This is a genomic window from Pseudoalteromonas sp. G5_S1_54_S4, assembly GCF_054968565.1.
On sequence record NZ_JBQKUL010000026.1, the window covers coordinates 1 to 25,915 of the forward strand.

At 40.5% G+C, this 25,915-nt stretch carries 22 protein-coding genes; 5 read left to right on the forward strand and 17 right to left on the reverse strand.

The genetic code is table 11. The annotated features are described in order from the left end of the window. Positions 1–380 precede the first annotated feature (380 nt). Positions 381–2,012, forward strand: coding sequence for a response regulator (locus tag ACTRWE_RS11060; protein ID WP_462880002.1), 1,632 nt, complete (start codon positions 381–383; stop codon positions 2,010–2,012). 357 nt (positions 2,013–2,369) lie between these two features. Here the strand turns inward: ACTRWE_RS11060 and msrB are convergent, their stop codons facing one another. The 8 genes from msrB to ACTRWE_RS11100 form a co-directional block, all read right to left on the reverse strand. Then, positions 2,370–2,810 carry a peptide-methionine (R)-S-oxide reductase MsrB gene (gene msrB / locus ACTRWE_RS11065; RefSeq protein WP_462880003.1) on the reverse strand — a complete coding sequence of 147 codons (441 nt, stop codon included), beginning with the start codon at positions 2,808–2,810 and terminating at the stop codon, positions 2,370–2,372. Between the two features lie 95 nt (positions 2,811–2,905). Continuing rightward, positions 2,906–3,346 (reverse strand): hypothetical protein, encoded by a 441-nt coding sequence (locus tag ACTRWE_RS11070; RefSeq protein WP_462880004.1) that lies wholly within the window; start codon positions 3,344–3,346, stop codon positions 2,906–2,908. A 6-nt stretch (positions 3,347–3,352) separates the two neighbouring features. Beyond that, a complete protein-coding gene (locus ACTRWE_RS11075) occupies positions 3,353–3,853 on the reverse strand; it encodes a DUF2919 domain-containing protein (protein WP_462880005.1) in 501 nt (166 codons plus the stop codon). Continuing rightward, on the reverse strand, positions 3,850–4,194 hold the full coding sequence (locus ACTRWE_RS11080; RefSeq protein ID WP_028834947.1) for a DUF3392 family protein: 345 nt from the start codon (positions 4,192–4,194) through the stop codon (positions 3,850–3,852). The genes ACTRWE_RS11075 and ACTRWE_RS11080 overlap by 4 nt, the downstream gene beginning before the upstream one ends. Then, positions 4,187–6,208, reverse strand: a complete 2,022-nt coding sequence (gene ligA, locus ACTRWE_RS11085) for an NAD-dependent DNA ligase LigA (protein ID WP_462880007.1) — start codon at positions 6,206–6,208, stop codon at positions 4,187–4,189. Before ligA ends, ACTRWE_RS11080 begins: the two co-directional genes overlap by 8 nt. 78 nt (positions 6,209–6,286) lie before the next feature. After that, entirely contained in the window at positions 6,287–7,033 is a 747-nt protein-coding gene (gene zipA, locus ACTRWE_RS11090) for a cell division protein ZipA (protein ID WP_462880008.1), read from the reverse strand. Between the two features lie 73 nt (positions 7,034–7,106). After that, positions 7,107–10,508 carry a chromosome segregation SMC family protein gene (locus ACTRWE_RS11095; RefSeq protein ID WP_462880009.1) on the reverse strand — a complete coding sequence of 1,134 codons (3,402 nt, stop codon included), beginning with the start codon at positions 10,506–10,508 and terminating at the stop codon, positions 7,107–7,109. A 68-nt stretch (positions 10,509–10,576) separates the two neighbouring features. Continuing rightward, positions 10,577–11,308 carry a TrmH family RNA methyltransferase gene (locus tag ACTRWE_RS11100; protein ID WP_462880010.1) on the reverse strand — a complete coding sequence of 244 codons (732 nt, stop codon included), beginning with the start codon at positions 11,306–11,308 and terminating at the stop codon, positions 10,577–10,579. A 172-nt stretch (positions 11,309–11,480) separates the two neighbouring features. On the opposite strand from ACTRWE_RS11100, the gene ACTRWE_RS11105 reads away from it, so the two are divergent. The 3 genes from ACTRWE_RS11105 to ACTRWE_RS11115 are packed head-to-tail and all read left to right on the forward strand — an operon-like array spanning position 11,481 to position 13,899. Further along, the gene (locus ACTRWE_RS11105) at positions 11,481–12,569 is read left to right on the forward strand and encodes a YjgN family protein (RefSeq protein ID WP_462880011.1); all 1,089 of its coding nucleotides are present in this window, start codon (positions 11,481–11,483) and stop codon (positions 12,567–12,569) included. Beyond that, positions 12,569–13,609, forward strand: a complete 1,041-nt coding sequence (locus ACTRWE_RS11110; protein WP_462880012.1) for a M48 family metallopeptidase — start codon at positions 12,569–12,571, stop codon at positions 13,607–13,609. Before ACTRWE_RS11105 ends, ACTRWE_RS11110 begins: the two co-directional genes overlap by 1 nt. Next, on the forward strand, positions 13,606–13,899 hold the full coding sequence (locus tag ACTRWE_RS11115) for a hypothetical protein (RefSeq protein WP_013465309.1): 294 nt from the start codon (positions 13,606–13,608) through the stop codon (positions 13,897–13,899). The genes ACTRWE_RS11110 and ACTRWE_RS11115 overlap by 4 nt, the downstream gene beginning before the upstream one ends. 62 nt (positions 13,900–13,961) lie before the next feature. On the opposite strand, the gene speB is transcribed toward ACTRWE_RS11115, so the two are convergent. The 5 genes from speB to ACTRWE_RS11140 form a co-directional block, all read right to left on the reverse strand. After that, positions 13,962–14,885: an agmatinase gene (speB, locus tag ACTRWE_RS11120; RefSeq protein ID WP_462880014.1), complete on the reverse strand. Its 924-nt coding sequence runs from the start codon at positions 14,883–14,885 to the stop codon at positions 13,962–13,964. Positions 14,886–14,888: 3 nt separating this feature from the next. Further along, the gene (gene speA, locus ACTRWE_RS11125) at positions 14,889–16,802 is read right to left on the reverse strand and encodes a biosynthetic arginine decarboxylase (RefSeq protein WP_013465311.1); all 1,914 of its coding nucleotides are present in this window, start codon (positions 16,800–16,802) and stop codon (positions 14,889–14,891) included. A gap of 143 nt (positions 16,803–16,945) precedes the next feature. Further along, the gene (locus tag ACTRWE_RS11130; protein WP_008467955.1) at positions 16,946–17,404 is read right to left on the reverse strand and encodes a GNAT family N-acetyltransferase; all 459 of its coding nucleotides are present in this window, start codon (positions 17,402–17,404) and stop codon (positions 16,946–16,948) included. 185 nt (positions 17,405–17,589) lie between these two features. After that, positions 17,590–19,149, reverse strand: coding sequence for a BCCT family transporter (locus ACTRWE_RS11135; RefSeq protein WP_462880015.1), 1,560 nt, complete (start codon positions 19,147–19,149; stop codon positions 17,590–17,592). A gap of 403 nt (positions 19,150–19,552) precedes the next feature. Beyond that, complete coding sequence (locus ACTRWE_RS11140; protein ID WP_462880016.1) at positions 19,553–21,799, reverse strand: putative bifunctional diguanylate cyclase/phosphodiesterase; 2,247 nt, start codon at positions 21,797–21,799, stop codon at positions 19,553–19,555. Between the two features lie 323 nt (positions 21,800–22,122). Here ACTRWE_RS11140 and cysZ point away from each other — a divergent pair, with 323 nt between their 5' ends. Continuing rightward, a complete protein-coding gene (gene cysZ, locus ACTRWE_RS11145) occupies positions 22,123–22,833 on the forward strand; it encodes a sulfate transporter CysZ (protein WP_462880033.1) in 711 nt (236 codons plus the stop codon). Between the two features lie 46 nt (positions 22,834–22,879). Here the strand turns inward: cysZ and rlmM are convergent, their stop codons facing one another. The 4 genes from rlmM to ACTRWE_RS11165 are packed head-to-tail and all read right to left on the reverse strand — an operon-like array spanning position 22,880 to position 25,896. Then, the gene (gene rlmM / locus ACTRWE_RS11150; RefSeq protein WP_024602652.1) at positions 22,880–23,965 is read right to left on the reverse strand and encodes a 23S rRNA (cytidine(2498)-2'-O)-methyltransferase RlmM; all 1,086 of its coding nucleotides are present in this window, start codon (positions 23,963–23,965) and stop codon (positions 22,880–22,882) included. Between the two features lie 17 nt (positions 23,966–23,982). Beyond that, on the reverse strand, positions 23,983–24,351 hold the full coding sequence (locus tag ACTRWE_RS11155; protein ID WP_016900429.1) for a DUF423 domain-containing protein: 369 nt from the start codon (positions 24,349–24,351) through the stop codon (positions 23,983–23,985). Further along, positions 24,344–25,000: an alpha/beta family hydrolase gene (locus ACTRWE_RS11160; RefSeq protein ID WP_462880017.1), complete on the reverse strand. Its 657-nt coding sequence runs from the start codon at positions 24,998–25,000 to the stop codon at positions 24,344–24,346. The genes ACTRWE_RS11155 and ACTRWE_RS11160 overlap by 8 nt, the downstream gene beginning before the upstream one ends. Further along, positions 25,000–25,896 carry a transcriptional regulator GcvA gene (locus tag ACTRWE_RS11165; RefSeq protein ID WP_013465321.1) on the reverse strand — a complete coding sequence of 299 codons (897 nt, stop codon included), beginning with the start codon at positions 25,894–25,896 and terminating at the stop codon, positions 25,000–25,002. The genes ACTRWE_RS11160 and ACTRWE_RS11165 overlap by 1 nt, the downstream gene beginning before the upstream one ends. Between the last annotated feature and the right edge of the window lie 19 nt (positions 25,897–25,915).

A 25,915-nucleotide genomic window follows, 5' to 3' on the forward strand; every position in this document is an offset into this window, starting at 1 on the left:
AAATCTAAATCCTCCAGTACCACCTTCCATTTTAATATTCATTATCCTCCACTCTTTTAGTTCAAGTTCAGTATTAATTACCATTTAGAAATTCGTTACCAAGTAATTCTTCGGTTTCAAAAAATCAGTATTCCAATCACATACCAAAAATTTATCTTTCGAGTTTTATTATCTCCAAAATCATTTTGTTTAAACTTACTTTATTACGCGTGCTATTCATTTACTTTAAATGGGTTTTTAGCTCTTTTAAGGTAAAAATATAAACCTTTAGAATTAATTTGCTTAATAAGCTCTCATCTTCGAGGCGAATCTTTAAATTACCTTGTAAGCGTCTAAACTGTTGATTATAGTCTGTGTTAAATTCAATTACGCTTAAGCCAATGTCTAAAAATATTTTTAATGAAGCAAAAATACTGATTGTAGAAGAGCAGCCACTTGCTCAAAGCTACATGAAACAGTCGCTCGAAAAAATTGGCTTTGGACATATGCGTTTTGCAGATCATGCTCTAGCGGCAAAAGAACAATGCTTACATGAAGAATTTGACTTGGTAATTTGCTCTTTTAATCTAAGCAAACGCCAAGATGGCTACCAGCTTTATGAAGAATTACGCGCTAAAGCATTAATAAAACACTCTACTGGGTTTATTTTTACATCTGCGGAAACTAGCGGAGAGTTAGTTCACAGTGTGTTAGAACTTCAACCCGATGACTTTTTAGTAAAACCTTTCTCTGTACAAGAGCTAAGAGTGCGCATAGAGCGTATTCTCAAACGCAAAAGCGACTTAAAAGCTATATACACTTTAATTGATGACGATAACCAGTCTAAAGCATTAAAACAAATTAATGCTCAGCTTGATAAAAGTAATAAATACAGCCCTATTCTGCTTAGATTAAAAGGTAATATTTTACTGGCGCTAAAACAAAACCAAGAAGCGAAAGACTTTTTTAAATCAGTTTTGAATATTCAAAAGTTTGCATGGGCAAAAGTAGGATTGGTAGAAGCCTTAATTGCTAACAATGAGCATATTTTAGCTCAACGCATGCTTAAAACAATGCTTGAACGTAATGAAACACGACTAGTTGCATTAGACTTATTAGGGCGTTTAGAAATAAAACTAAACCAGTTTGAGTTAGCTCAAGAGTTTTTAAGTCAAGCAGCCCATATTGCCCCGCGTAATATTGACCGTCAAAAGTCACTGAACAGCGTATCGCTCATTAATAGAGATTATGAAACCAGCTACTTAACTCAAAAAGATATTGCGAACTACGCTAAGTACTCTATACATGATAGCCCAGACATTTATTTAAATGCGGCTCGTGCTGGGATTGATTTTGCACTAACCACAGATCAAACTGACCAAATAAACAGAATCTCCCGTCAAACAAATAAATATATTAATGAGCTAAAAACACAATTCCCAACCAGTAATGCACAAACTCAAATCGATGTGCTCAATGCACGCCTTTATTATTTAAAAGATGAACATAAAAAAGCGAAACAGTTAATTGAACAACTTGATGACAGCGATACTCAAATACGTTCAGTCGATGGTGCCCTAGATAAAGCAAAAGCATTACATGAATTAGGTTTTCATCAGAAGGCGCAAGCGCTATTTAGTCAAATTATTGATCATTGCGAACGCCACCCAAGTAGGAGCGACGCGACGTACTTGCGTTATATACAGCAACAGCAAAGTGAAAGACGTGATATTAAAATGGGGCCGAAGGAACTTAACAATCATGCAGTTAAACAGTTTGAGCGTGGCCAGTTAAATGTTGCTTTAGAGGTATTTAGTCAAGCCTTTAGGGTCATGCCACACAACCCAAGTATCGCACTTAATTTACTGCAGTGTTTAGTGGATAAATCAAAAAAACAGGGGGGCTCTTTCAATAGTCTATTGGCTCAAAAGTGCTTTAAACTATTAAAAAAATCCCCCTTAGCAGAAGAGCAATCAGAGCGGTTCGATAAACTACTTCAGATTGCTAAAGAAATGAAACTAGAGATTAGCTAGGGCCTGTTGACATTTGCGGATTAAAATTTGTTCAAGCAAGGGACGATTTAATCGCGGCGTGAGGTTTGTAACCTAGTGGGCTCGATAACTGCTCCTGCGTTATTCTACTGGCTTACATCCATGTAAAAATAAGTAAAAGCCGAGCAAAGCTTCCGCGTCCTGCTCACGCCCCTTACCTACATCCATGTAGGCAACAAAGAGTTAATCGTCCCTTGGCAGAACCCTTTGGGCAGCGCCTGTTTGGAATTGATGCTACGTTATCGCCCATTTATGGGGAATAACCACACCACATAGGCTCTGCCTTGCCTAAATACCAAACAGACTGCTGCAAATTTAACCTTGAAAGGCCAACAGGCCCTAGAGCTTTTTCATTGCCAGTGCGTTTACACAGTAGCGCAAGCCTGAAGGAAGTGGGCCATCAGGGAAAATATGCCCTAAGTGCGCATCACACACATTACAAACAACCTCAACTCGCTCCATGCCATGGCTGTTATCCATTACATACCCTATCGCATCAACCATTGCAGGTTGTGTAAATGAAGGCCATCCTGTGCCACTATCAAACTTTTCATCCGCATCAAACAGTAGGTTGTCACAACACACACATACGTACTTTCCCGGTTCTAATAGTGTGCAACTAGTTGAACTATTTGGTCGCTCTGTGCCTTTTTTACGGGTCACGTAATATTGCTCTTCGTTTAACAGTTCACGCCATTGCTGATCTGTTTTAACTACTTTTTGAACCGGTGTCGGATTGCCATGGTTGGCAAAATTAACAATATCGTTCCATTTCAACATAACAACCTCATTGCGTTATTAATTTGCTTCATACTAAGCCACAATCATGGGCTGACAGCCTATCATTACGTCCGTGGCTAATACCACGATCAACGCTATTTAAACACTATACGGTGCTTCTCTGTTGCTGTAAGTATACGGCTTACATAAGCGTGTAATTGAGCTTGACTACCAGGAATACTCACGCTTAATTGTCTGTCATTATTACTATGCACTATTAGCTCATCGTTTTTTATCTCTATTGACTCAATATTGCTGATGACTAACCAATGCGGACCATTCTTTTTATCAAACAACCCGGTTAAACTAAAAACAAACAAATGCTGCGCATCACGCTGAATAAAGTTACGCAGCGGGTTACGCATTTTAAATAACGGCGTTAACCGGTAACAGCACGAACAAAATACCACTATCCACAATAGCAATATCCCTTTAAACCAAATATGTTCGCCTAATGATAAAAAATAGCCAACGCAGATAAGAATCAGCCCTATAAAGGCCACTACTTGCGCTATTTTTTTATTAATAGTGTGCATAATCTCTTACTTTTTATCGGTTGCTTGTTCTGTCGGCTCGGGCCAATCACTAAAAAAAACACTTAAATAACGACTTTTTGCCAAATACCACAATACCCACAATACAATCACCATTTGTATGGCTAAAAACAGTGAAAAGCGATAATGACTATGGGCCGCCTGGATACTTAACCACGACAAGTCTATTAGCGCGCAAGCAATAAGCGGCCAACGCATGTATCGCCAAATACGCGCTAACCGTTTCGTAGCTTGATGCGAGTCTCTGGGTCTGCGTAAACAAAACAAAATAGTGGGTACAATTGCCACGGCTCCAATTGCTATGGCAATAAAAAAATCATTTTTTGATTTAAAAAACAATGACATTAGATCAAGTTCAGGACGACGGCTCAGCGCGGCAATCACCCAAATAAAATAGGCCCGCAGTAACACTAAAATACTCAAATGAAACGCTATTGGTGTACGATAGCTACCATATTTATCCCAGTATTCAGGTCCATAACGGCTCACAACTGGTTTTTCCTATCGGCAATAGTGCCCAAAATAAAAAATGCAGCTAATAATGTGAGCCCTAACCACTTAGTACCAAAAAACAGTAAGGCTTTAGTTAGCAGTGGGCTTAACCACACCACTAATAAACCAAACCCAAACGCGGTGATCAACACAAAACATGCCACTCTTATAATAAAGTGACGCCTAGCTACCACGCCTTTGGTGAGCTTTAAAATGTCATCCGCATAAAGCGACACTAAGCACACCATCAAAAGCAATGATAAATGCGACAAATAGCCTTGCAGCCACTGGCCTAGGTCAATTAACAAGGTATTAAGTATATTTGTAAAACTAGCCATTATGAGTCTCTAACAAAGTAATTAAATCATCCTCTGTCAGTATTTCTATACCGAGTTCTTGCGCTTTAGTTAGTTTAGAGCCGGCTTTTTCGCCCGCCACTAGCGCATCCGTTTTGGCTGAAACACTGCCAGATACCTTGGCACCTAATTGTTGTAGGCGCGCTTTCGCATCATTGCGATTAAGCGTATTAAGCGTCCCAGTTAGCACATAAGTTAAACCCGCTAGCGGCTGTTCTTGCTCTGATGGCGCTGTTAACTGTGGCCAGTTAATGCCTTGGGCTATTAATTCGTTCACCACGGTTAAATTATGCTCTTCAGTAAAAAAGCCACGCACGTGCTTTGCCACTATTTCACCTACATCGCTTACTTCAATCAGCTGTTCAATGCTGGCATCGATTACGTTTTCAAGCGTTAAAAAATGATTAGCTAAGTTTTGCGCGGTTGCCTCACCGACTTCACGAATACCCAGTGAATATAAAAATTTTGCTAAGGTAGTGGTTTTAGCATCATCAAGCGCCGCAACTAAATTTTTAGCTGATTTAGGCCCCATTCGTTCAAGTGATTCAAAATGTCCCTGCTTTAAAATAAATAAATCAGCGGGGGTTTTGATCAGCTCTCGGTCAACTAATTGATCAACAATTTTGTCGCCCAAGCCGTCAATATCTAATGCCTTACGCGATGCAAAATGCTTAATCGCTTGCTTACGCTGTGCTTGGCATACTAAACCACCGGTACAACGTGCAACGGCTTCACCTTCAACCCGTTCAATATGCGAGTCACAAATGGGGCACATAGTTGGAAACACAATCTCTTTTGCATCGCTTGGGCGTTGCTCAAGTACCACTTGAGTAATTTGCGGGATAACATCCCCTGCGCGGCGAATAATCACAGTATCACCCACTTTAACGCCTAAACGAGCTATTTCGTCGGCATTATGCAGCGTTGCATTTGATACCGTAACACCCCCAACAAATACCGGCTCTAGTCGTGCTACGGGAGTAATTGCCCCTGTGCGCCCTACTTGAAATTCAACATCTAATAATTGCGTTATTTCTTCTTGCGCCGGAAATTTATAAGCGATTGCCCAACGCGGTGCACGAGCTACAAAGCCTAAGCGCTCTTGTAAGGCTTTTTTATTTACCTTTATTACTACGCCATCTATTTCATATTTTAGCTCGCTACGACGCGTTAAAATGTCATTGTAATAGGCAAGCGCAGCCTTTGGGCCTTCAACTAATTTGGTTTCTGGACACAGCGGTAATCCCCAATCGGTAAGCTTAGCAAGTTGCTGATAGTGATCTTCAGGTAAGGTGCCATCGGCAACTAATCCGGTGCTGTAGGCATAAAACATCAATGGCCGTTTTGCGGTAATTTTTGAGTCGAGCTGGCGTAAACTTCCTGCCGCCGCATTACGTGGATTAACAAAGATTTTATCGCCACGTTTTTCTGCCTCTGCATTTAATTTTTCAAAGCCCGCGCTATCCATAAATACCTCACCGCGCACTTCAAGTTCACGAGGGTAATCATCACCGCGCAATTTTAATGGCACATTGCGAATTGTTTTTACATTTTGAGTAATATTTTCGCCAGTAAAACCATCGCCACGAGTTGCTGCTTGCACTAATACCCCATCGCGATAAATAATCGATACCGCTAAGCCATCCAGTTTAGGCTCACAGCAAAATGTAAGCTCGTCGGTGCTCATTAAACGCTCTTTAATACGACGATTAAAACCATTGAATTCGTCTTCACCAAAAGCGTTATCAAGCGACAACATAGGCACTTGGTGTGCTACTTGCTCAAACTTGGCAAGCGCCGCCCCACCTACTTTTTGAGTAGGTGAATCGGCGGTTAAAAACTCAGGGTGCTGGGTTTCTAATTCGCTCAAAGTACGTAATAAGCGATCATATTCGGCATCGGGTATGCTGGGTGTATCAAGCACATAATAACTATAATTGTGTTGCTCAAGCGTGGTACGAAGATGATTAATTTGCTCACTAATGCTGCTTGCCATGTAGACCTCAAAAACATAAAAAAAGCCACTTTGACGAGTGAACGCCCAGTGGCTTACAAAATTTAACTTATGCGTATATTACGCAGAAAATGCGCGAACCTGCTCAACATATTGACGAATACGCTCTACCGTCATTTCGTTTCGCTCAGCATCCAAGATTTCAGCTCCAAATTCATCTGCTAGCTTCTTAGCGGCGCTGTGCAGCATATTAAACGCAGCAAGGCCATCGCCATCACATGGTAGAGTCATAAATAAGCTCACGCCTGCGGTACTAAACTGTTCCATATTATCAATATCGAACGTGCCAGGGTTATACATATTTACCAGTCTAAATAACACCGGCCCTTGGCCTGCAGGGTCTAGATGGCGATTAAAAAAGCCTTCTTCTGAATATTTAAAACCTAGCGTGTTAACAGCAGGCAGTAATTTACTGCCTTGCATAGTGAGCCCTTCTGGCATTTGAATATGCACAATGACAAAGTCTGCAACGTCTTTAGGGGCATCTTGTTGTGTGTCTGCGGCTTCTTCTGTTACCACTTCAAGGTCATCCTCGATAGGTGTATTTACTGGGCTTTCGTCTATCTGTGGTTCATCAGCGCTGAAGTTTAACTCACTCATTTGTGGCTCTTCTCGTTGCGCTAACGTTGGCTCTTGTGGCTCAGTATGTACAGATGAAGGCTGCTGTTCTTGAACAGGCTCGACTCGCTCATTTGCAGGGAGTTCAGCATTCTCTTTTTTTCTTACTGACCACAAACCGTGTATTAATAAGCCACCAATGACAAATACACTGATCACAATTAAAACCCATCTTAATTCTTCGGCCATCCCCTCACCTTTTATTATTAATATGCCTAACAGCCATCATTTTACCCAAAACAACTAGCAAATGACTATAAAATTATGCATGTGCAAGTTGCACCGCTTGTTCAATATCTACAGCAACCATGCGCGACACGCCGGGCTCTGCCATGGTTACACCCGTTAATCTACCCGCCATTTCCATTGCAATTTTATTATGACTAATATAAATAAACTGCACAGATTGTGACATTTCTTCAACCAAACGGCAAAAACGAACCACATTGGCATCATCTAATGGGGCATCTACCTCGTCCAGCATACAGAATGGAGCTGGATTGAGCCTGAATATAGAAAACACCAATGATAATGCGCTCAGCGCTTTTTCTCCACCACTTAACAAATGAATTGTCGAATTTTTTTTACCTGGTGGCCTTGCCATTATACTAACACCACTTTCGAGTAAATCGTCACTGGTTAATTCTAAGTAAGCACTGCCGCCGCCAAACACTTTGGGGAAAAGCTGGCCAAAATCGTGATTTACCTGATCAAACGTAGATTTAAAGCGCGTTTTTGTTTCACGATCTATTTTATGAATAGCGCCTTCTAAAGCTGTTAATGCTTGGGTTAAATCGTCCAGCTGATTATTTAAATAATCACTTCTTTGCTTCGCTTGTTCAAATTCATCAATGGCTGCAAGGTTAACGGCTCCTAATTGCTCTAGCTGATTACTTACTCCAGCAAGTTGATTTTGCGCCGCATTTAATGACAACTCTGCAGGAAGCTCTGCTAATACCTGTTTTAAATTTTGATTAAGCTCACTAAGTGGCTCTAGTACCGCTTGCGCTTTTATTAGTAAGCTTTGCTCTTCAATACTCAGTTTTTGATGCTGCTCTTGCAATGCCACCAGCTCAGTCTGTGAACTTTTTAAACTCGCTTGTTTGTTTTGTAATTCTTGTTTTGCTTGAGCTAACTGCTGCTGGGTATCCACAAGGGTTTGTTCGCCTTGTTGGTGCTGTACTAATAATTGCTCAATACTCTCTGCAAGCTCTTGCTCAGGAATAAGTAACGCTTCAATCTGCTCTATTATCTCTTGCGCACCCTCTGCAGCAGTTGCAAGCGCCTGTACAGCATGACTCAGTTTTGTTTGACTAAGTTGCCACTCACTGCGTGCCTTTTGTTCGTTTAAGCTTGCTTGATGCGCTAGTGTTTTATATTGCTCTGCATTATTAATAGCTTGTTTGTAACGCTCATCACTATTTGTGCGTGTGGTGTCTGCTTGGCTAAGCTCTTTAACTAAGGCCTGTAACTGCTGTGCAAGCTGTTCATTTTTATCGAGCTCTTCGCTCAATAATTCGCTTAACTGCTGTTGTTGTTCTAGCAGAGGCTGACGCTGTTGTTGTAATTTCGTCACCTGCTGCAGATGTTGATCAGCTTGCGCTTTAAGCATATCACCACGCGTTGTTGCTACGGCTAACTGTTGTGCTAATTGATGAATAGTGTCTTTTCGCTCGTTTTGCTGCTCGGTTATTAATGCAGCTTGCGCTTGATGATCTTCAAGTGTGGAGTGTGCGTTCGTCAATACCTGTTGTTGTTGCTCAAGTAAGGTTTCTTGCTGCTTGAGTTTTTTGTGCATTAATAATAAGGAATTTTCTGCATTTTTATCGCCACTTACATGCCAGTTTCGACCGTGTAATGCCCCTTGCTTATCTATAACCGCAATATAACTATTGTCGTTAAGTGCGCTTATATCACCGGCTTCATCATAAGAAATATGATTTAATAACTCAGGATACACGCCTGAGGTAATAAACGCGGCAATACTGTGCTTAGCTGCAGACTGCGATGCAATTTCCCACGTGCTATTTTCTGCTTTACCTTGTGATATATGAATATGCTCAAGTGATGACAGCGCCTGCTCGACTAAAAACTCATAACCCGACTGAACAGTTAACTGCTTAAATAAGGTTAAACTTTCATCGCTGCTTTTTTCAAGCCCAAGAGTAGTTTGTAGCCCCGCTATACCGGCTTTTAATTCATTTACTTGCTGAGATAAATGCTGCCAATCTTGCTGTGCATCATCTAGCTGTTGCTGCTGAGCAGTTTGCGCAGTTTGGCCTTTACTGTGAGCCGTTTGCGCTTTCGCTAGCTGCTCAGTCAGGGCTTGTCTGTGCTGTTGTTGCTGAGTTAATTGCTGCTCTATCTCACTGCGTTTTAACTCATCTATTTGCTCATCAAGCTGCGTTAGTTGTTGCTTAACATAACTGATTTTCTGTTCTGTATGTTTTACTGCGTTGGTATGCGCTAACTGCTGATTATGCAATTGTTGATAATCTTCTGTTAGCGATTGCCACTGTGATGTGTCGATATTTTTAATCTCCAGCAGCCGATTAACCTCATCGGTAAGCTCTATAACCTGCTCGCTACACATTAAGTTATGCTCTACAGCCTGTTGTAAGCTGTCATCTAACTCTTGGCAGAGACTTTGTTGCTGCGTTTTGACTTCTTCACTTTGATTTTTTTGTTGCTCTAACTTGGCTAAATTTTGTTTCAGTGACAGCGTTTGTTGTTTAATGCTAATTTGCTGCTGTTCACTGCGAGTCAATTCTGTATGTGTATGGTGCTGCTGTTGCTGTGCATCATTAAGTTTATCTTGCTGAACTTGTACTTGAGCTTCAAGACTTGCCAGAACATCATCATGGCCTGAATGCGCCGTTTTAAAAAAGCTGATTTGTTCATCCAGCTTTTTGATTTGCGCACTTTTATCAAGCTGTTGCTGATGCAGCTTTTGCCATTTTAATACCGCTATTTGCCCCTTTAAGGTGCGTTCCTGGGTTTTAAATTCGCGGTATTTTTTAGCCTCAACCGATTGTACCGCCAGTTTATCGAGTTGATTTTGTAGCTCTTGGCGAACATCGAGGAGTCGCTCTAGGTTTTCTCGGGTGCTTTTTATGCGTGTTTGTGTTTCACGGCGGCGCTCTTTGTATTTAGAGACCCCTGCGGCTTCTTCTAAGAAAACACGTAGCTCTTGCGGTTTGCTCTCTATTAAACGTGAGATCATCCCTTGTTCAATAATAGCGTAGCTTCGCGGCCCAAGCCCCGTGCCTAAAAATATGTCGGTAATATCACGTTTGCGGCATTTGCTTCCATTTAAAAAGTACAGCGATTGGCCATCGCGAGTTACCAAACGCTTAATAGCCACTTGGTTACGATCAGCAAAGGTATTAGGTAATTTACCTTGGGTATTATCAAATATGAGTTCAACAGAAGCTTGTGAGATGGGCTTGCGGTTAGTGGAGCCATTAAAAATAACATCTGTCATGGCATCGCCACGTAAATTTTTAGCTGAGCTTTCACCAAGCACCCATCGCACCGCATCAATCACGTTCGATTTGCCACAGCCATTAGGGCCGACAACACACGTCATTTGATCCGGAAATGGAATTTTAGTGGGCTCTACAAAGGATTTAAAGCCCGCTAATTTTATAGTGCTTAAGCGCATCTGTTTGTTTTACCAATTTTTATTATTTTTGTTAGTTTTTACAATTTAACCTATTTTTAGGCAAAAGGTTAAGCTTGGCGTTTAAAGTTATCTAAAATAATGCCCGTTGCCATTGCCACGTTAAGCGATTCAGCACCGCCAAAGGCGGGAATAGTAATTTTATTACTCACAAGCGCGGCACACTGCTGGCGTATTCCATGTGATTCACTGCCCATAAGCAATACACCTTGGCCACTAAATTTAGTGCTATGCACACTTTGGCCATCTAAAAATGCACCATAAATAGGCATATTTAATGTAGATAAGTATTCAGGCAATTCAACTTGGCTTACCGATACGCGAACGAACGACCCCATTGTGGCGCTAATTGTTTTTGGGTTATACGGATCGGCACTGTCAGTGCTAGCAACAATATGTTTTATACCGTACCAATCAGCCACGCGAATGATGGTACCTAAATTCCCAGGATCAGATACGCCATCTAAGGCCAATATTAAGCTGCTTTCATCGGGTAATGTGGTGCTTGGCATATCAACAATGGCAATCGCCGCATTATTACTGACTAAAGTACTTACCTTTGTTAACTGCTCTTCATCAGCAACAATAAAATGCGTATTGGGGTATGCCGCTTGGTTAGTATCAATAAAGTTTTGCGTTGCAAACACATCGGTTACTTTTAATGGGCTATTTAATAACTCCAGTACGTTTTTTTCGCCTTGTACAAGATATTGATTAAGTTGCTTGCGATACTTTTTTTGGCCAAGCTGGCGAATTAGTTTAAGTTGGTTTTTTGAAATCATGACAGTCCCGTTAAATTATCTGCACAGTATACCAGAGGTGACTTAAAGTGCAGCCCCATAAACAGTAAAAGCAATAAAATTAGCCTACTTACAATAAGCTAGCTAATCATAAAGATTGTTTTTATTCTCTAAAAAGGGTAAATTTACAAAAAATTACAAGGACTTTTTTTAAATGGAATCAATACACCCAACTTCATCTGAGTCAAATCAAACACCCCCTGCTATTTTTAGCGGTAAAGTACAATTTAGCGGCAAAGCCGGCGAATTTTTTGGTATATGGATTGTTAATATACTGCTGAGTATTATTACTCTCGGAATTTATTCGGCATGGGCAAAAGTGCGCACCTACCGTTATTTTTACGGTCATACGTGTATCGACGGCCATAGCTTTGACTATCTAGCGACCCCGATACAAATTTTAAAAGGGCGCATTTTAGCGGTCATCGCATTTTTAATTTACACCTTACTTAGCAGCCTCGCACCGGCGATAGGCCTTTTATTTGCTATTGGCTTTTTATTTTTATTGCCGTGGATCATCAACCAAGGTCTGCGTTTTAATATGCGTATGACTCGCCATCGTAATGTGCGCTTTGCCTTTTCAGGTAATTACGGCGATGCATTTATTAACTTTGTTTTATTGCCTATTGCAAGTGTATTCACATTACACCTATTGCTGCCGTATGTATTAAAGCGAATTGATCAATATATGCATGAAAACATCAGCTATGGAAATAAACCACTTACAGTAAATCTTCAGGGCGAACGCTATTATATCGCAGCACTTATTACCCTAGGAGTTGCAATAGGTGGCTTAGTTATTTTTGGCTTCTTTGCTGGTGCAAGTGCCTTAACTATCGATAACTTAAACACACAAAACTTTAGCCTTTCGACAATTGTAGTGCCGCTATTAATTGCTGTGTTGTATGTTGCGTTTTTAACACTGGTAGGCGCTGTTTACCATTCGCTTATTAGAAATCATATTTTTAATAACAGCGAATTTACAGAGGTCGCTACCTTTGAATCGAACTTAAAAGCCATTGACTATGCAATTTTACTATTTACCAATGTACTGGCAATTATTTTTACCTTAGGACTTGCCTACCCGTGGGCTAAAGTACGTAGAGCAAAGCTGTTAGCATCGGTTACTGACGTCACTATTTATAGCGGTGCACTTTCGTTGATTGATGTGGCACAAAATGAGCAGTCATCATTTGCTGAAGAAGCTGCCAATGTGTTTGATATTGATATTTCACTCACCTAATGGGTAATTATCCTATTTTTGGCTGTTATTATTACCCTAATAGCAGCCAACATATTAAAAGCTATACACACCTTTCCGATGAGCAAATAACACTTGTTGACTCTGAGAATACGACGTTACTTTCATCAACTTTAGACGATTGCCAGCTTGATAGTCCGCTACCGGGCATGGCGTCTGAGTTAATTTTTGCTAACGGTGGTCGATTTATTCCTCAAGATGTAGAATTTAGGTGGCCATTCGCGCTTAAAAAGCATGGACTGAGTGAACGCTTAGAAAAAAATAAGATTCTTATTGTTGCATCGGTCCTGCTAATTCCCCTATTGCTTTGGTTAATTTTGTATCGCTTAATACCGTCAGCAGCCGTTTATAGCGTTAATTTAGCACCTACCTCGACAATTGAAACGATGGGGGAACACACCCTCAGTGTGATAGAAAAAGTCGCATTAGAACCTTCTCAACTTTCTACTAAAAAGCAATCAGAAATACAGCAGCAATGGCGTTTAATGCTTAACTCACTCAATTTAGACAGTGCAAAATTTAGACTCTCTTTTTATCAGTCAGATTATTTTTCAGCTAATGCGTTTGCTCTTCCTAATGGGCGGGTTGTTGTGACTGACGAACTTGTTGAGCTATTAAAGAATGAACCTGATGCCCTGCGTGCTATTTTACTTCATGAAATTGGTCATGTTCAGCACCATCACAGCATTCGCCTTGCAGCACAAGCTGCAGCGAGCACCGTTGTATTTGCAGTTATTTTTGGTGATTTAGAAGGGATATTAGAGGTCGTGCTTGGCTCTGGTTCATCTTTTTTACAACAAGCGTTTTCACGAGATATGGAACAAGAGGCCGATGAATATGCTATTAAAAATCTTTTAAAATTAGGATATTCTAACCACGACTTTGCTGATGCAATTGAAGCACTGGAAAATAGTTTAAAAGCACAAGAGGCGACCCTTGATGATACTTGGTTAAAGTATTTATCAACGCACCCAAGCTCTCAAGAGCGAATAGAATATGCGAGGCAATATAAACCACTATGACCCCTGAACTGAATTTATTGTTATTAGTCATCATTATGATAACGCTTGGCTACGGGTTTATTTATCCGCGCTTTGCAGGCAGCAGCTTTAAAAAGGTATCGGTACAAGATTTATTTGCAACAGGCATTACGCTATTAATTGCATCTCGCCTTTATTACAACTCGGGCGTGCAATTTAGCTGGTTACTATTTGAAGTTAATTGGTTTTGGTTTACTTTTTTAACTTACGTAATAATCGAAATTCCGGTGTTTTTTATTTATGCTAAAAAGCACAATATGCAGTTTTCATAGTACTCTTATTTTTATACAAAAAAAGCGCCAAATTGGCGCTTTTTAAACTGCATTAACACATATTAATATTTATGCTTAAATGCCCACAAATGCAGTAATTCACTGGCAATCGTTGCAGCGGCAATGGCGGTAAGCTCACTTTGGTCGTACGACGGGGATACTTCAACCACATCCATTCCCACCATATTAACCCCTTTCAGTGCGCGTAAGATTTTAAGCACCTTATCAGAGGTTAAGCCACCACACACGGGTGTGCCCGTACCTGGTGCAAAGGCGGGGTCTAAACAATCTATATCAAAGGTTAAGTAAACCGGTAAATCACCCACTCGCTCAATAATCTGAGCTGCAATATCATTCGCATGCAGATCATTGGCTTGCATGGCATCAATCACTGCAAACTCATGCCTGCTTTGATCAAAGTCAGTACGAATGCCGAGCTGAATACTGTGATTAACATCAATTAACCCTTCCATTGGCGCATGATAAAACATGGTGCCGTGATCAAAACGCGAGCCGTTGCTATAGGTATCGGTATGCGCATCGAAGTGAACTAATGCCATTTTGCCATGAATTTTTGCATGTGCGCGCAATAGTGGTAACGTTACGAAATGATCGCCACCTAAGCCTAATAATGTTTTACCTTGGCGAAGTATTTGCTCTGCCGCCATTTCTAGCTGGGCAGTAAAATACTCAGGATCGCCTACCGGATAGGTAAAATCGCCAGCATCCGCTACTTTTAGCCGTTCAAACAAAGGAAACGTCCACGGATATTTAGTATCTTCCCATGCTAAATGCACCGACGCTCTGCGAATTGCATCTGGCCCCAAGCGGGCACCAGGGCGCCCAGAGGTGGCTAAATCAAACGGTAAACCTAGTACTACTACATCGGCGTCTATGGCGTTAATGTTTTGTACCATAGGACGACGTAAAAACGTCATCCCATTTGAGTATAATGAGTGGTCAACATGACCAAACAAGCTAGACATTGCTTATAACTCTTCTAAATAAGTGTAGCCGTCAAGGCCGCTTTGCAATTCGTCGAGGACGCTTTGCTGTTCATCTACTGCAATTTTTGCGCTGACTAACTGCGCATAAGACTGCTGAAAACCTTCAACATCTAAATGTACATAACGCATCATGTCAGCAACAGTATCACCGAGGTTAATTTCTGTAATGCTGGCAACACCTTGCTCATCCATATTGACAATAGCACTGTGCGTATCACCAAATAAGTTATGCATATCGCCTAGAATCTCTTGATAGGCACCCACCAAGAAAAATCCCATTAAATACGGTTTATCTGCTGAGTATTCAGGTACTGGTAACGTACTTTCAATACCTTGGCCATCTACATAATGCTCTAAAGCGCCATCTGAGTCACAAGTAATATCCAATAACACCGCGCGCTTTTGCGGTGCTTGCGTTAAACCACTTAATGGCAATACTGGAAACACTTGATCAATTCCCCACGCGTCTGGCAATGACTGAAACAATGAGAAATTTACAAAAAACTTGTCCGCTAAACGCGCATTTAGGTCATCTATAATCGGTCGATGAAAACGGTTTTTGTTATCCATTAATTTATTGAGTTCATAACAAACGCGTAAGTTTATTTGCTCTGCCCATGCACGCTGGGTTAAATCTAATAATCCCATCGCAAACTGACTATGCGCTTCGGCTAAATCACCTTGGCTGTCGTGAAAAATTTCAATTAATGCACGGTCATCAGTAAGCACATGCAGTTGTTGCCATGACGTCCACATGTTTTTAAGTAGCTGCGGAGCTTCGTCAGCTGGTGCTTCTATTTCTTCTGGTGTATACGTTTCGGTGCCAATTACATTGGAAATAAGCACTGCATGATGCGCCGTTAATGCTCTTCCCGACTCTGAAATAATGGTAGGGAAAGGCTGTTCATACTGCTTACAAATATCACCTATGGTGTACACAATATTATTTGCGTATTCAGCTAAACTGTAATTCATTGAGTTGTGTGATTGACTGCGCGTGCCGTCGTAATCAACCGCTAAACCGCCGCCTACATCAAGACACTCTATGTGTGCACCCAACTTACGTAATTCACAATAAAAACGCGCAGCCTCGCTTACACCTAAGCGCACATCACGAATGTTGGCCATTTGCGAACCTAAGTGAAAATGCACCAGTTGGACTAAATCTAGCTGATCTGTTTCTTTTAAACGGTTTACTACATACAGCACTTGAGAAGCAGATAAACCAAACTTAGATTTTTCTCCGCCACTGGCTTGCCACTTACCTTTGCCTTGCGATGCTAAACGCACACGAATACCAATGCGTGGTTTTACATTTAATTCTTTAGCTTGGCTAAGTACCATATCCAGCTCAGACAGTTTCTCAAGTACGATATACACTTTATGACCCAGCTTTTCGCCAATCAACGCTAAACGCACATATTCTTTATCTTTGTAGCCATTACACACAATCACCGCACTGGTTTTTTCAGCCAGCGCTAATACGGTTAATAACTCTGGCTTGCTGCCTGCTTCTAAACCCAGCTGTTTTTTTTCTACTTGTGCTTGGCTGGCAACAATTTCTTCAACTACTTCGCGTTGTTGGTTAACTTTAATTGGGTAAACTAATAAATAGTCTTTTGGGTAACCATAGCTTTCTATAGCAGTATTAAATGCACCACATAAGCTATGCACGCGATGGTGTAAAATTTGTGGAAAGCGAACTAACGCCGGCAAGCTTAAGCCTTTTTCTTCAAGCTGCTTAGCAATGTCTGTTAATGCAATGGTTTGCTGTGGGGCATCAGCCTTAGGCGCAACATACACATCACCTTGATCATTAATACCAAAAAAACCTTGGCTCCAATGACGAACGTTGTAGCTCGTACGAGCTTGTTCAAGTGATGTTGTCTCTTTCATTTATCTTTCTCTTTTATTTATGAATGCCAAACCGGCTAGTTGCGCGCATTAAAAGAAAAATAGCGATTCATGTCCAACAAGTATTTCTACTCGTAACGAGTGAGGATTAAAATTGATAAAGAAAAACAGTAAATAGCGTATTATTAGCTGAGCGCAAGCTCCATAAATAGGCTGTTCGGGTTTTCTGTGTATTCACCAAAAGGGGCACATTGCACAAACCCTAAATTCTCATAAAGATGGATTGATTGTATTTGCTTTGGTCCTGTTTCTAGTTTTATGATTGGGATTTCTTCTTCGCCTGCATAGTGCAATAAAATTTGCATAATACGCCGCGATAAGCCTTTTCCGCGATAGCTAGGTTTTACGTAAAGCCGTCTAATTTCGCCATACCAGCTACCATCAAATTGCTTTACTATTGCGCCACAGGCAACTATTCCGTCTTGATTTTTTAACCCTACAGCGTAAACGCCCGGTAAACCAAGCTCATTAACTGTAAGCGCTTGTGAAGTTGCTACAGGATATAATGAGCTAATAAGTCGATCTATGTCAGCAAATACGTTGATCACATCCTGATCACAAGGGTCTAAGTCGACTAACTGCATGGTTTATCTCAAGGTTATGCTTAAATATATTTAAACTATACCGTATCGATAGGAATGAACAACCTACTTAGGCTAAGTTATTTTTAGTGGTTTAGTTTATTGCTAGGATAATAAATAGCTCAATAACAAGGTGAGAACATGATGTACCCAGAAAAAGAGCGCTTATTAGCGCTCTTTATCAATTATTAAAGCCCTTGTTCATCTGCCATTTTTTTAACTATTTGTGGTGCCGTCCACAGTGACGGAAGTAACACAAAAGAAACTGGCACCGCGGTCACCACAATAAAGGACTGTAGCGCTGAAATTCCGCCCTCGCCAATTGAGATGAGTAATGCAGCCATTACCCCCATCATGATCCCCCAAAACACACGAATTGATGTTTGCGGATGATCGGTACCGGTCATCACCATAGATACCGAGTACGTCATTGAATCACCGGTTGTTGCCACAAAAATAGTGGTCAGTACTAAGAATAATCCAGACACAACAAACCCCATGGGTAACTGCTCAGTAATGGCTAACAATGCCGCTGGTAAATTAAGCCCTGCGAAAGGTTCTGATATAACACCTGGATTATTTAACTCAAAAAATATGCCTGAGCCACCCACAATGGTAAACCAAAAGCAGGTGATCACTGGCGCAACCACAGAGATGAGTAAAATCATTTCACGGATAGTTCGGCCACGCGATATACGCGCAACAAACATCGCCATTAAAGGGCCATAACCTAAAAACCAGCCCCAAAAGAATACGGTCCACCAGTCTAACCATGGTTTATCGGCACGAAACGTAGCCATAGGAATAAAGTTATCTAAGTACAAGCCAAACGATTGGATGTAGCTATCAATAATAAACGCAGTGGGCCCCATCAGTAATATAAACAACATCAGCACTACAGCCAAAACAACATTAAAACGACTTAACAGCTGAATACCTTTAGTAACGCCACTTACCGCTGAAAGTGTGTAAATGCCAATTAAACTAAATAAAATAACTACTTGTGTGGTGTAGGTGTCAGGAATACCAAACAATTTATCTAGGCCAAAACTCACCTGTAAGCCTAAAAAACCAATTGGACCTACAGTGCCAGCAACCACAGCGAGTACACAACATGCATCAACAATTGTACCAAGCGCCCCTTTCATAACACGATCGCCAAATACGGGATAAAGCAAAGTACGAGGTTTAAGCGGTAAGCCTTTTTCGTAATGGAGATGCATATAAACAATGCCCGTTAAGCTGCCTAATATAGCCCAGGCTAAAAATCCCCAGTGCATAAAGCTTTGTGCAAGTGCGTTATAAGCGGCATCGTTAGTGCCTGTTTCACCACCAAATAGCGGTGGCGGAGAAATAAAATGTGCCATTGGCTCTGCTGCGGCCCAAAATACGCCGCCACCAGCAAGCAAAGTACACATAATAATACTTATCCACTTAAAGGTAGAAATTTCAGGGGTTTTTAAGCCACCCAGTACCACTGAGCCAGTGCGGCCGATAGCTAAGAAAATGCCAATCACAAAGGTTAATAAAAGCAGGACTTGCCAAAAGGCGCCAAATATTTTGGTTGAGAAGGCAAAGGCCGTATTTATCCAATCAGACATCAGTTTAATGTCGTAAAGGGCCAGCGCGGCAAATAAAACTAATATACCGCCACTGATTAAAAATACGGGTATATCAACCCCATCCAGAAACTTAACTCGGGAAGAATGTGTTTCACCCGACTTTAAAGTTGCTTTAGTGGTATTCATTTATCGCTCCTAATGGTTCTTTAAAGTTACCGACATAGCGACACACCATGACATCACACTAAACCCTAGTTTCAACAAACGACAAAGCAACTCAAAAGCGAGTTTTAAGTACTTGTCATGTTCACGTCTAGGTAATGTCACAACAAGTAGACTTATTGCCAATTCCTGACTAGTTTAACGTGTTAAAAACGCTAAACCAATGCCTCAGGAATGATTTGTGTAGTAGTTACACAATAATAAAAGATAAATTACATCACGGTATCAAACAAACAAAAAATATACATTTTTGCTTTAGCAAAAGCGCGGTACGTTATTAAACGTTGCTGCGCAGTGGGTACGCAAACAACGCGGCTTATCGATTAGGGCAACTAAACCTGTCGCTCTGTTAGTGATAAATACAGGGTTATTGATGCTGTTTATGCCATGTTAAATAGTTGCTGTGGGTTAATGGTTTTGCAAATAAATAACCTTGCACTGCATTCACGCCCATCGACTTTAATATTGTTAGTTGCTCAGCACTTTCGACCCCTTCGGCCACAATGTTAATATTTAAGCTATGACCTAAGCCAATAATAGATTGCACAATACTTTGACCCGATGCGCTATTGAGCACTTTATCAATAAAGCTTTTATCAATTTTTAACTCATCAATAGGAAACACGCTTAAATGTTTTAAACACGAGTAGCCCGTACCAAAGTCATCAATTGAAAACACAAATCCCTGCGATTTTAATTCTTCCATTTGCTTTACGGTCCCCATCAAGTCACCCGCTAACATTGATTCAGTGATCTCTAATTTAATTCGAGTTGGCGAGACGTCAAACGTTTCAATTGCTTTAAATAGCTCACCTTTTAAAGTGGAAGAATTAAACTGACACTGGCTAATGTTAATTGATACGCTAAAACTGTCATCGAGTAAGTTATTATCTCGAAGTGTTTCAAGTAAAATACAAATATCTCTTAATACAATATTTTGTAACTTTTGAATTAAGCCAAATTGCTCGGCAATTGGAATAAATGCATTAGGGGGGATAAGTCCTTTGGTTGGATGATTCCACCTTATTAATGCCTCAGCACCCACAAGGGTTCCATCAATTGCTAATTGTGGCTGAAAATAAGCACAAAACTCATCGCACGCGATAGCCCTAACAATGTCAGTTTCAAGCTCAGTTTGATTTTCCAGTAAGGTTTGCAGTGCGGGGTCGTAAAAGCTACTACTATTACCGCCTTTCATTTTAGAGCGATACATAGCGGTATCTGCAAATTTTAAAATATTAGCGGTTATGGCATTGCTCGTGTTAATCAAACAAATACCAATACTACAACTGACCTGAAACGCTAAATCGCCCACTTCAAATTTTTCATAAAAGACACTTTGTACTTTTTTAGCAATCAACTCAGATTCACTATTAGCTTGCATGTGGCTATCACCGACATGCTCGATAAGAATAATAAATTCATCACCACCGACTCGTGCGAGGGTATCTGCCGGGTTCAAAATAGCTGTTAATCGCTGTGATAACTCAACCAGTATTTCATCGCCTGCATTATGACCTAGTGAGTCATTTATGCGTTTAAAATTATCTAAATCTAAAAATAAGAGTGCGCCAGAATGATCAGACTGCTTAATTCGCTCCACATACATACTGAGCCTATCATTGAGCATTCTGCGATTAGGAAGGTTAGTGAGCGGATCGAAAAATGCTAACCGTTGTACTTCTTCTTCGGCAGCTTTGCGATTAGAGATATCTCTGGCCATCCACACCACATGTCTCAGTGACGGGTTATTAGGCTGGTAACTTTCAAGGGGAGCTGTTCGCCCTTCAAATGTAAGCTGCTTACCTTTTATATTGAGCTGATATTCAAACACTTGAACTTCATTAGTTTGCAGCGTTTTGTCAATCACCGCCAGAATAGGATTTGCATCTTCAGGAGGCATAATATCTCTGACATTTTGATTAATAACGTGCTCTTGGCTTAAATATAAACTTTCATTAGCTGTGCCGTAAACATTGGTATACTCCCCCTCTTCACTCAAAATGAGGGTTAGATCAGGAAGCACTTTTGTAAAGGCTTTAAACTTTTCATTACTTTGCTGTAATTCAAAAAGCAACGCGTTTAATCTTAGTGACTCGGTGTGCTTTTCAAGAGCAATACTGGTGAAATCAACAAAAAAATCTATTAATTCTAAATCTTGTGGTGTCGGTGACTTTGCGCTGTCATGATAAATTGCAAAAGTGCCTAATATGTCTGATTTTGTTGAAATAATGGGGGTAGACCAACATGACCTTAAACCATAACTTAACGCCAATGCTCTATAATCATCCCATAATGGCGATGTTGAAATATCTGCGGCTATAATGCGTTTTTTTTCATAGGCTGCAGTACCGCATGAACCGACAGTTGGCCCTATTTTCACACCATTAATTGCTTGGCAATAACCCTGTGCAATATTAGGAGCCGCGCTATGAAATAGCTGCTCTCCTTTGAGCGTTAATATAGAGCACTTTGCAGAAGAGTCTTCAATAAGCTCCTCAATAGATAAACAAATATTTTCCAGTACCTCATCAAGTGGCGCACCGAGTGCTATTTTCGATAATATACTTTGTTGCTGAGAAAGCAGCTTTCTGACTCTCATTATTTCAATCAAATTATATTCCTCAACAATCACTAACGCTAAATGCGTCGCTCTATTTTAGGGCCTGTTTATAATAATTTATTATAGTCTTTTGACTATACATAATATTGAAATCAGCATCTATGCTATTTTCGTCTATTTCACGAGCGTTTGCCATTCAATACAAGGTGGCGATTTGAAATGTACTTATCAACAAATCATTTATTTACATACCATCTGTAAATACCCTTTATTAAATACTTTGTTACTTAAAAGTACTGTTTAAAATCATCAAGCTATTTATAATAGCTAAAACATAAATAATCGATGAGGTTAGTGTGCAAATAACACAAGGTATGGAATATTTTTTTTCAGGGTTTAAGTTAATTAGTCAAAAAGGGCTAAAACGCTTTGTACTTATACCCCTACTTATTAATATTTTATTATTTGGTAGCTCCTTATTCTTTTTATTTGGCTGGCTTAGTGATGGCTTTAATGCCGTAAACGCCATGCTCCCAGAATGGCTAAGTTGGCTCGAATGGTTAATGTGGCCAATTGCTGTGCTGGTGGTGCTGTTTAGTTACAGTATGTTATTTACCGTTATTACTAACTTTATCGCCGCACCTTTCAATGGCTTACTAAGTGAAAAGGTAGAGCTTTACTTAACTGGTCAAAAAATTAACGACGACGGATTAGCTGATTTACTAAAAGATGTTCCGCGAATGCTGGGCCGGGAATGGACTAAGCTTTGCTACTACCTCCCACGCGCTATCGGCTTTTTTATTTTATTGTGGGTACTACCTGTAATAGGCCAAGTGCTATGGGTGCTTTTTACCTGCTGGATGTATGCGGTGCAATATAAAGATTATGCTTTTGATAATCACAAAATTAGCTTTACACAAATGAAAAATGACTTAAAAAGCAAACAAGGGTTATCTTATGGGTTTGGCTTTGCCGTGATGCTGCTAACCGCTATCCCATTTGTAAATTTAATTGTTATGCCTGTGGCGGTATGTGGTGCCACACGATTATGGGTTGAAAATTACCGACCACAATACCGTAGTTAAAATAAAAAATGGGCCACTTGGCCCATTTTTTATACTCGCTAATAGATTAACTATATAAGCTCTGTGGCACTTTAGTGACATTTAAGTGCACCGTTATTTCTTCACGATCATGGTATAAATGCTTAGCTTGAAGTTCATAGCTTATGCCGTACTTCGCCATTTCTTCTCTGATCATTTTTAAACATTCATACACACTATCAAAGCGTTTTTTCATCGGTAATTTCAGATTAAAAATAAGCTCTTTTGCATAAGCATTTACTGCCCAGTCAATCATCAAGTTAGTCACTTTAGTTGGCTTTTCTACCATATCGCAAACCAACCAAGTGATGTTTCTTTTTTCTGGACGGTATTTAAAACCATCTTCTCTAAAATGCTTTACCTGACCCGTTTCCATTAAACTTTCGTTCATTGGGCCGTTATCTATCGCGCTAACAAACATACCACGGCGAACTAACTGATAAGTCCAGCCACCTGGGCATGCACCTAAATCAACGCTGCGCATCCCAGCTTGTACGCGTGACTCACGCTGTTGCTCAGGAATAAACACATTAAACGCTTCATCTAACTTAAGCGTTGAACGACTTGGGCCATCGCTTGGCATACGTAAACGTAAGATCCCCATAAAAAAAGGAGAGTTGTTATAACTATATGAGTAACCCACATACGCAGTATTATTAGCTAAAAACAGCACATGCATTACTGGGCGATTTGCTTTTGGCTCACGCAATACAGTGTTTTGTTTCTCGAGGGCTTTTTTAAGCGGGGTCGATATTTTTTTACAAAAAGTCAGTAACTCTTTGCCCTCGTTGGTATCGGGTGTTTCTACTCGTAGTTCAGAGCATAAAGTAAAATCTTTTGCGGCATCTACAATAGCGCCTACTCTATCTTCTACGGGCATATTTTCAATTAGGTTACCGGCAAACCATTGGCGTGCAAACACCATATTTTTAAAATCAACTTTTTTGATTATTTCGTCGCTGTGCTGCGCTTCAAAACATTCATAAATAACATAACCGGTATTTGGTTTTGCTTTTACATACCCACCAAATCCTTGTTCGGCAGCGTGAAACGTTATTTCAGCAGCGGCATCGTTTTCAAAACCACTACGACAGTAAATCACAACACTAGACATATTAACCCTTAAACTCTTTAAAACTTAAATCGTGCAACTTGCACTAAAATAACTATCCAACCAATAATAAAGCACAGCCCACCCAATGGGGTAATTGGGCCCAGCCACTTCAACCCTGTTAAGGCCAATAAGTATAAGCTGCCACTAAATAACAATGTACCGGCAATAAAAAAACCACCCGCCATACTGAGGTGCATACCCCACTTAATTAAAATAGCCACTGCAATTAACGCCAGCCCATGTACCATTTGATACTCAGCGGCGGTTTTAAAAATACCAATGGAGTACTCTGATAAACGACTTTTCAGACCATGAGCAGCAAATGCGCCCAGTATCACTGAAAGCATGCAAAAAAAGCTGCCTGCTAATAAAAATAGTTTAATCATGTTTATCCTCTTTTAAATTTTCAAGCGTATTCATTATAAAGCTTGCTGCCTGTATTGCCGCAGCATTCAGGTTTTCCTGCTCAGTCACGCCACTTTTTTTACGCGGTTTTAGTGAGTGGTCACCATCCGTTAACCATACATACTTTGGCTGCTTTGGCATGGCCATTGTGGCAAGCTCTTCGCGGGTGCCAAAGGTATCCCTTTCCCCCTGTAATACTAAAAAAGGACACGGTATGTCTGCAAAATGATCTGTACGCAGTTTTTCTGGCTTGCCCGGAGGATGAAACGGATAACCAAACGCAAGCACACCTAAAACAGGATGAGAGGTCGAACAGGCAAGCATCGATGCCATGCGCCCGCCCATTGATTTACCCCCTATAAATAGCGGTAAATTTGCATCAGCTTGAGTCACTATATGTTCAAAATAAGTAAGTAGTTTAGGCGCTCGCTCTGGTGGGCGACGTTTGTTAGTTTGTTTAGCAATTTGCATATATTCAAAATCAAACAAGCCAACGTCAATACTGTACTCACTAAGTTGTTTAGCCATGATTTGCATAAACTCAGAATCACTGCCAGCCCCTGCGCCATGAGCAAATATAAACTGTGCGATTGCCGGTTGCTGACTACTTCTAACCCATTCGATGCTCATTAATATTCTTGCTCCTGCTCAACTAAACTTAACATCCAGTCTTTAAACGATACAATTTTGCCTAACTCATTTTGTGACTCACGGATCACTAAGTAATAGGCATTCTTACTCTCTAAACTGTGATTGAACGGGATCACTAAACGTCCTGCATCAATATCTGGTTTTGCTAGTACGCTGTTACCAATTGCAACACCTTGGCCATGTACCGCAGCTTGTAACACCATAGAAGAATGACTAAATATAGGTCCTTGGTTAACTTGTACATTACGTACGCCGGCGGTTTTCATCCAGGTTTTCCAGTTTTTACGGGTGGTGTCATGTAGCAAGGTATGGTTTGCTAAATCACTGGGTTGGTTAAGCGCTCTGGGTCCATTTAACAGTAACGGGCTACATAACGGCACTAAATACTCAGTGTGCAGTTTATAGGCTTGCACCCCACTCCAATGACCGCGACCATAATAAATTGAAATATCAACATCGTCTGTTAACGAGTTTTCATCCTGATCTTGGGCTTTAATTCGCACATCAATTTCTGGGTGTAATTCGTTAAATAAGCTCAATCGAGGAATGAGCCATTGAATCGCAAAACTGGGGGTTAAACTTACGGTTAACGAGCCTTTGGCACCACGGGCTAGTAGCTTTTCAGTTGCATCTATTAGCTGAGTAAAAATCTCTTTAATATCTAAAAAGTAACCTTGGCCTTCTTCGGTTAATAATAACGAGCGATTTTTACGTAAAAACAGCTTTAAGCCTAAATGCTCTTCAAGCGTTTTTATTTGATGACTCACCGCAGCTTGCGTGACATACAACTCTTCTGCGGCTTTAGTAAAGCTTAAATGACGTGCTGCAGCTTCAAAAGCTTTCAGCGCGTTTAATGGAGGAACTCGTCTTGACATGGCAACCAAGCTTAGAATT

What these genes read in the sequence shown, in the direction of transcription:
- ACTRWE_RS11155 (WP_016900429.1), bottom strand. Translation starts at nt 24,351, where the DNA reads ATGATTAAACTATTTTTATTAGCAGGCAGCTTTTTTTGCATGCTTTCA.
- cysZ (WP_462880033.1), top strand. Translation starts at nt 22,123, where the DNA reads ATGGAATATTTTTTTTCAGGGTTTAAGTTAATTAGTCAAAAAGGGCTA.
- msrB (WP_462880003.1), bottom strand. Translation starts at nt 2,810, where the DNA reads ATGTTGAAATGGAACGATATTGTTAATTTTGCCAACCATGGCAATCCG.
- ACTRWE_RS11070 (WP_462880004.1), bottom strand. Translation starts at nt 3,346, where the DNA reads ATGCACACTATTAATAAAAAAATAGCGCAAGTAGTGGCCTTTATAGGG.
- ACTRWE_RS11165 (WP_013465321.1), bottom strand. Translation starts at nt 25,896, where the DNA reads ATGTCAAGACGAGTTCCTCCATTAAACGCGCTGAAAGCTTTTGAAGCT.
- ACTRWE_RS11160 (WP_462880017.1), bottom strand. Translation starts at nt 25,000, where the DNA reads ATGAGCATCGAATGGGTTAGAAGTAGTCAGCAACCGGCAATCGCACAG.
- ACTRWE_RS11130 (WP_008467955.1), bottom strand. Translation starts at nt 17,404, where the DNA reads ATGCAGTTAGTCGACTTAGACCCTTGTGATCAGGATGTGATCAACGTA.
- ligA (WP_462880007.1), bottom strand. Translation starts at nt 6,208, where the DNA reads ATGGCAAGCAGCATTAGTGAGCAAATTAATCATCTTCGTACCACGCTT.
- ACTRWE_RS11095 (WP_462880009.1), bottom strand. Translation starts at nt 10,508, where the DNA reads ATGCGCTTAAGCACTATAAAATTAGCGGGCTTTAAATCCTTTGTAGAG.
- speA (WP_013465311.1), bottom strand. Translation starts at nt 16,802, where the DNA reads ATGAAAGAGACAACATCACTTGAACAAGCTCGTACGAGCTACAACGTT.
- speB (WP_462880014.1), bottom strand. Translation starts at nt 14,885, where the DNA reads ATGTCTAGCTTGTTTGGTCATGTTGACCACTCATTATACTCAAATGGG.
- ACTRWE_RS11105 (WP_462880011.1), top strand. Translation starts at nt 11,481, where the DNA reads ATGGAATCAATACACCCAACTTCATCTGAGTCAAATCAAACACCCCCT.
- ACTRWE_RS11110 (WP_462880012.1), top strand. Translation starts at nt 12,569, where the DNA reads ATGGGTAATTATCCTATTTTTGGCTGTTATTATTACCCTAATAGCAGC.
- ACTRWE_RS11060 (WP_462880002.1), top strand. Translation starts at nt 381, where the DNA reads ATGTCTAAAAATATTTTTAATGAAGCAAAAATACTGATTGTAGAAGAG.
- zipA (WP_462880008.1), bottom strand. Translation starts at nt 7,033, where the DNA reads ATGGCCGAAGAATTAAGATGGGTTTTAATTGTGATCAGTGTATTTGTC.
- ACTRWE_RS11135 (WP_462880015.1), bottom strand. Translation starts at nt 19,149, where the DNA reads ATGAATACCACTAAAGCAACTTTAAAGTCGGGTGAAACACATTCTTCC.
- rlmM (WP_024602652.1), bottom strand. Translation starts at nt 23,965, where the DNA reads ATGTCTAGTGTTGTGATTTACTGTCGTAGTGGTTTTGAAAACGATGCC.
- ACTRWE_RS11115 (WP_013465309.1), top strand. Translation starts at nt 13,606, where the DNA reads ATGACCCCTGAACTGAATTTATTGTTATTAGTCATCATTATGATAACG.
- ACTRWE_RS11100 (WP_462880010.1), bottom strand. Translation starts at nt 11,308, where the DNA reads ATGATTTCAAAAAACCAACTTAAACTAATTCGCCAGCTTGGCCAAAAA.
- ACTRWE_RS11080 (WP_028834947.1), bottom strand. Translation starts at nt 4,194, where the DNA reads ATGGCTAGTTTTACAAATATACTTAATACCTTGTTAATTGACCTAGGC.